This is a genomic window from Flexivirga lutea, from assembly GCF_054778955.1.
This window is the reverse complement of the sequence record NZ_BAAGZB010000013.1, coordinates 1-603: the sequence shown is the minus strand read 5'-3', so window position 1 is coordinate 603 and position 603 is coordinate 1. Positions and strand designations below refer to the sequence as shown.

Annotated in this window: 2 protein-coding genes; one reads left to right on the top strand and one right to left on the bottom strand. The window is 54.9% G+C overall.

The window, feature by feature from the left end; genetic code table 11:
* Positions 1-244, top strand: a 244-nt coding sequence (locus tag ACYVBN_RS18370; RefSeq protein ID WP_460601770.1) for a LuxR C-terminal-related transcriptional regulator, incomplete at its 5' end; no start/stop codon positions are given.
* Between the two features lie 167 nt (positions 245-411).
* On the opposite strand, the gene ACYVBN_RS18365 is transcribed toward ACYVBN_RS18370, so the two are convergent.
* The coding region (locus ACYVBN_RS18365) for a ferredoxin family protein (RefSeq protein ID WP_460601769.1) at positions 412-603 on the bottom strand (192 nt) is incomplete at its 5' end.

The window sequence follows — 603 nt, the reverse complement described above, 5'->3', positions numbered from 1 at the left end:
CCTGCTGGAGAAAATCAGCGCAGGCGGTTACGGCGATAAGCGCCTGTCGCCAAAAGAGAGCGAAGTATTACGCCTGTTCGTCGAAGGTTTCCTGGTCACCGAAATCGCCAAGAAGCTCAACCGCAGCATTAAGACCATCAGCAGCCAGAAGAAATCGGCGATGATGAAACTGGGCGTAGAGAATGATATCGCGCTGCTCAACTATCTCTCTTCCGTCACCCTGAGTCCGACAGACAAAGAATAAATCGCTTTTATGTTACCCAGCCTGATGGCGCTACGCTTATCAGGCCTACCAGAACCCGTAGGCCTGATAAGTCCTTTCCGCCGCCATCCGGCATTGGCGCCACATGATTGCCGGATGGCGACGCTACCGCATCTTATCCGGCCAACGGGGGCACAACTTCGTACTTATTAGCCGTAGCGGAACTCCACGCCAAACGTCCCGCGTGGGTATTCCCATTTTTCCAGCGCCGTATCAAGGCCGAGGATCCGGCACGTTCCGCATTCCAGGCACCCGGCGTAATCAAAACGAACGCTACCGTCGTCCTGCTTTTTATACAGTCCCGCCGGACAGGCCTTAATCAGCACCTCCAGTGCCTGTTT